The sequence below is a fragment of the Geobacillus sp. Manikaran-105 genome, assembly GCF_002809955.1.
GTDB classification, from domain to species: Bacteria; Bacillota; Bacilli; order Bacillales; family Anoxybacillaceae; genus Geobacillus; species Geobacillus thermophilus.
In genome coordinates, this window is the sequence record NZ_PIJG01000082.1 from 1 (window position 1) to 5,650 (window position 5,650).

The window sequence follows — 5,650 nt, forward strand, 5'->3', positions numbered from 1 at the left end:
GACCAAATGGCGATTTCGACGATGAAGATGCACCTGAATGCATGAAAGTTGAGCAGAAACAAAAACGAAAATGGCGGCATATTGCTTTTGAATCTTGGCCCGATCTGTAGTAAAATGAAAGTGCTCTTGCATAGGGATCCTCCTTTTTAATGGTTGGTTGCACTTTCATTTTAAGGGGATCCTCATGCAAGGGCTATTTTTATGCTTGTTTGAGTTTATCTAGCACCACGGGTTTTTTATAAAGCTTATAACGATACATTCTGCTGACTAGATGCTACATCTTCGATAGATACAAATTCCTCAGATATTGGACGAATGTTCTTAGCACCTACTAAGAAGTAGTAAATGCTTCCCGCGCCAAATACGAACAAAATTACAGCGATTAATGGAATTTCAATTCCGAAGAGAGGGAGGTTTGTAGTTAACACACTATATTTTAATACGCAAAAGAACGAAATAATACCTAAAAAGAGTGCTATTCCCGGAACAACTGGATAGCTTACCTTGAAAGGTCGTTCCATATGAGGTTCTTTTTTCCGCAATACAAACAGCGATATGAGACTCAAACAATACATGGTAATCGCACCAAATACAGATAAGATAATCAAAGCATTGGCAAAGCTAGCAGAACCAGCACTAACTACTCCTATAATACCAGGTACAATTAATCCCCAATGCGGAACTCCTCTTTTTGATAAGTTAGAGAGGAATCTAGGCAGATATCCCGCTCTGGCTAATGCAAACGTTTGTCGGGAGTAACCAATGATTATGCCATGCAGACTTGCTATTAACCCAAACAAACCAATAATGGCGACCGTTTTTGGTAAAATATTATTTTCACCATAAACGCCAGCTAACGCTTGCGGAAGCGGATAATCAGCAGGTTTTCCTTCTCCTCCGCCGAGCCCAGCTGTTATAAGCAATGTAAGAACGGTTGCAGTCGCTAATGTCAAAATGCCAGAAATAAATCCTTTTGGTATATCCTTTTTAGGATTACGAACTTCTTCTGCTGCCATCGCTCCTCCCTCAATAGCAAGAAAAAACCAAATAGCGAAAGGAATAGAGGCAAATACTCCTGTCCAACCGTTAAAAAATGACATATCATTAAATATCGCCGAGCTATTTACATGAGGCAGTCCAGCGACGTAGTAAATACTTAAACCAATCAATGCCAAAATAGTAGCAACAAGCTCAATGATTGCGGCTCCTTTTACACCTATTAGATTAATTAAAATAAAAAATGAAAAAACAGCCACTGTAGCATACACAGCGTTAATACTTGGAATTAAAAAGTTAATGTAGGCTCCAGTCGCAACAGCAATGGCAGGCGGAGCAAAAACAAATTCAAGTAAACAGGCTAATCCCGTCATAAACCCCATGTAAGGACCCATCGCTTTTCTTGCATAGGCGGATGGTCCTCCAGCGTGTGGAATGGATGTAGAAAGTTCTGAATAGCTAAATATGAAAGTCGTATAAAAAATAGTGACAATAATCGCGGCAATCGCTAATCCTATCGTTCCACCTTGCTCAAATCCGTAATTCCATCCGAAATACTGGCCTGAAATCACCATTCCTACTGCAATTCCCCATAAATGAATTGGTTTTAACGCCTTTTGCAAATGATTAGAATTGTTCACCACACTATCCTTCCCCCTTAATAATTATGTTAAAGCTCTAAATGAAGTCCGCTAGCTTTTTGATCAATCATTTTTCTTAAAATCGTACCAATATAGGCACCAGCTTCAACAGGAAGAGTACCTCCTGAATGAATATTAGAAATCACAGTTCTCTCCGATTCTATAGTTCCTTTTCTCGGTCTATAGCACATATAAGCACTCATAGAATTGGCAGAAACAAGACCTGGTCTCTCTCCAATTAAAAGGACAAGAACTTCTGGTTGCAAGATCTCACCGATATGATCCATGCATGCTACTCTTCCACCTTTTACAAAAAAAGGAGTTCCTTGCGTTAACCCATTTACTTCTAATGCATCCAACAATGCTGGGTAAATGTCTCTGAGATTTGCCTCAATCGCACTTGCACTTAATCCATCAGAAACAACGATTTGTACTTGAGGATTTTTCACACATTTTTCTTGGATCATTTTGACTGCCTCTTCTGTAAGAACCCGCCCTTTATCTGGTCTCTTTAAATAAACTTCTTTATTTTCATAACAAGTCTCTACTGTAAATAAATTAAATTCTTTAAGTAAACTATCAGAGACTTCTCCGTTAACAGCATCAACAGCTGCAGCATGATCAAGCTGTAATTTTAAAATTGTTTTCGTCAGTGGACGTGTCCCCGTCCTCCATACCCCTATACGTGCAGGAGTTACTTTTCGCAATTCATCAATTCCTTCAGGAAATTTTGGATTTGGGACATATGTTGACCAATCAACCACAGTGTAATGAAAACTTTTTTCATCTTCGTCTTTATCGATTATTTTGTCTGATATTTTGGTCTGTAATTCCATAATCAACTTCTCTTGTTGAATATCCGCTTGATTCATTTCACATACCACCACCTTTATAGCTTATAAAAATAAAGTAGGATCACCAGCTATTGATGTTAACTTTCCGTTTTCCATAATCCCCATTTTTTCTAACCAGCGCTCAAACTCCGGAGCCGGTCGCATGTGAAGCAATTCTCTTAGTGTGGCAATGTCATGGAAGCTAAGAGATTGATAATTTAGCATACAATCATCTGCCATAGCCACACCGATTAAGAAATTGACACCCGCTGCAGCCAAGAGGACTGCTAAGTTTTCCATATCATTTTGGTCCGCTTTCATATGATTGGTGTAACAAACATCCACTCCCATCGGCAAGCCATGAAGTTTTCCCATAAAATGGTCCTCAAGTCCCGCACGAATCACTTGTTTACTGTTATATAAATACTCGGGGCCAATAAAGCCCACTACTGTATTCACTATAAACGGCTTATATCGCTTGGCCAGCCCATAGCACCTAGCTTCTAACGTTAGTTGGTCAATACCATGATGAGCATCTGCTGACAGTTCCGATCCCTGTCCTGTCTCGAAATACCATACATTCGGACCAGCGGCTGTTCCTTCTTTTAGAATCAGTTCATTTGCTTCATCTAGCAATTCCACGCTAATGCCAAATGCTTTGTTTCCCTGTTCAGTACCTGCCAAACTTTGAAATAATAAATCTGCTGACCCTCCCTGTTTAATCGCCCTCATTTGTGTTGTTACATGTGCTAAAACACAATTTTGCGTCGGAATATTCCACTTCTCAATTAACTCCTTTGTCATATTTAAAATCGCCTTCACACTGTCTGCCGTATCAATAACCGGATTAATTCCAATAACCGCATCCCCAACGCCGTAACTCAATGCTTCAAAAATCGCTGCCTTGATTCCTTGTAAATTATCATTAGGATGATTAGGCTGTGCTCTCCCTGCTAATCGTCCCTTTTGACCAATCGTTGTGTTACAACGTGTTTCTACTGTGATTTTTGATGCCGCTTGGATCAAATCCAAATTTGTCATAATCTTCGTTACTGCGGCAATCATCTCGCTTGTTAATCCTCGGCGAATATGAGTGATTTCGTTGTTCGTTACATTTGGTGATAGAAGGTATTCACGAAGTTCCGCAACCGTCCAATTTCGAATTGATGCGTAAATTTTTTCGTTAACCCCTTCCTCTATGACACGTGACACCTCATCTTCTTCTGGCGGCAAAAGCGGGTTATTTCGAATATCAGCAAGAGTTAGCTCTGATAAAACATGTCTTGCTGCAATACGTTCTTGTGCATCTTGCGCATGAATACCCGCTAGCTGATCACCTGATTTTTCTTCATTTGCTTTTGCCATAATTTCTTTCAAACTTTTAAATTGATAAGTTTTTCCCATTAATGTGATCGTTGTTTTCAAATTGAATCACCTCCTAATTTTTCATAAAAGCCAACGTTTTGATGACTACAGGAACCATACTTTGATTGATTGTTTCTCCTATATCAATGTAGTCACCTTGTTCAACTACAACTTGATCAATCGAAATGATATCTACTTTATTGTTAGATTGAAGCACTAGCAATTGTCCAAGTGCTTTCGCAATATCGTTTTCACAGATGACTACTAAAACAGGATTCCTCGGAAAGTATTTTTCATAAAGCGAAAATAATATCTTGGCTACTTCTTTTAATACTGCATATGAACAATAAGAAATCCCTCGAATATGAATGGCAAAAGGAATTTCTTGTTCCCCTTGAAAGTATTGCTTCCACTCGATCATCGCATGTTTGATTTGCTCATACACATAATCTCTGTTTTTTATTTGTTCATTGTCTAGCTCAATCATCATGATTGGTAAATTGCGGATCGGGAGACGTGACGGGGCAACATGTATAGTAGCCCCACTAATTTCTGCACTTTGCATCCCGGCTCCGATTACCGTTGCACGAGATGTTTGCGTCGCTTTTATTAGTTTTAACGAACAATTTTCAATCTCCTTTACTACTTCATGTGCAAGAAGCGGACCGATATCTCCATAGACAGCGGTGTCATAGATCGTTTTAGGAGCTTCTTTCTCAAGCAACTGACCAATTCCTCCAGAAATCATCACCTCATCGATAGGAGGAATCACTTGAAAACTCGTGCTGTGAATTAGCGAATCATCCAACCGGATCGGTTTCTGACCGGTTAACGAATTCAGCATATCTTTGCACATTTCTTGGACAATCTGCTGCATTTCTTTAAAACAAATTTTTTTCTTTACCTCCAGTCGATAATTTTTCGAATGTAACCATGGTTCAATAGATGGGGATATAAACGTAATTTCACCATTCTGATCTAATTCGATTAATCTTCCACCAACATGATAGGTAATGGTACCTAATACTTTTCCTCTCCGAAAAAGTACAACATTCGCTGTTCCACCCCCAATATCAATGTTAGCAACTGTTCCTTTCACTTCTTTAGATCGCAAAAAAGCACCAGATCCTTTGCCGGCAAGCAACGCTTCCAAACTAGCACCAGCAATGGCAACTACAAAATCCCCCGATTTTTCAGCTAAATAATGTAGAATGCTCTCTGCATTTTTTTTCGTTGCGGTTTCGCCGGTTATGATCACAGCGCCAGATTTTACTTCTGATACATTCACTCCTGCCTTTTTATATTGCTCTTCAAGCCATCCCGTGAGAGTTTTCAAATCAATTTCATCCCGTTTCTCTTTTAACGGCGTTAAGTACATAGGGCTTTCATACACAATTTTTCTCTCAACAATTTCGTAGCGAGGCAAAGAAAAATAACTAGATACTTTTGCATATTTTAAATGACTTACAATAAATTTTGTCGTACTTGTTCCGATATCGATTCCCACGCTAATAATCGATTGACCTTCCACTCTACTCACATCCTAAAAATCCTGTGTTTCAGTTATTGGCGCTGGTTTCGTATTATACTCAAGAATTTTTCAATCAACTGTAGAATCAGTATTTCATACTCTTCTTTCATCTAATAGATTTTTTCTTCTGTAAAATATTATTTTTCCTTTCCCAAGATAGATGTGTAGCTACAATAAATAAAATAGTAACTATTCAGCCACATCATAAAGTGAGCTGAATATTTTTTGCTTTTCCTGTCCATGATGTGAATATTGATAGACAAGGAGGTGAATCGCATGTTGAC

General features: G+C 38.8%; 4 protein-coding genes and 1 pseudogene. All 5 read right to left on the reverse strand.

Annotated elements, in window-relative coordinates; all coding sequences use genetic code 11:
• Positions 1–132: pseudogene (locus CV945_RS15925) on the reverse strand (IS982 family transposase); the annotation flags it as partial.
• Between the two features lie 113 nt (positions 133–245).
• On the reverse strand, positions 246–1,640 hold the full coding sequence (gene eat, locus CV945_RS15930; protein WP_020279290.1) for an ethanolamine permease: 1,395 nt from the start codon (positions 1,638–1,640) through the stop codon (positions 246–248).
• Between the two features lie 26 nt (positions 1,641–1,666).
• Positions 1,667–2,509: an ethanolamine ammonia-lyase subunit EutC gene (gene eutC / locus CV945_RS15935; protein WP_020279289.1), complete on the reverse strand. Its 843-nt coding sequence runs from the start codon at positions 2,507–2,509 to the stop codon at positions 1,667–1,669.
• A gap of 24 nt (positions 2,510–2,533) precedes the next feature.
• The gene (locus CV945_RS15940) at positions 2,534–3,895 is read right to left on the reverse strand and encodes an ethanolamine ammonia-lyase subunit EutB (RefSeq protein ID WP_044742387.1); all 1,362 of its coding nucleotides are present in this window, start codon (positions 3,893–3,895) and stop codon (positions 2,534–2,536) included.
• Between the two features lie 13 nt (positions 3,896–3,908).
• Positions 3,909–5,366, reverse strand: a complete 1,458-nt coding sequence (locus tag CV945_RS15945; RefSeq protein WP_100660153.1) for an ethanolamine ammonia-lyase reactivating factor EutA — start codon at positions 5,364–5,366, stop codon at positions 3,909–3,911.
• Positions 5,367–5,650 lie beyond the last annotated feature (284 nt).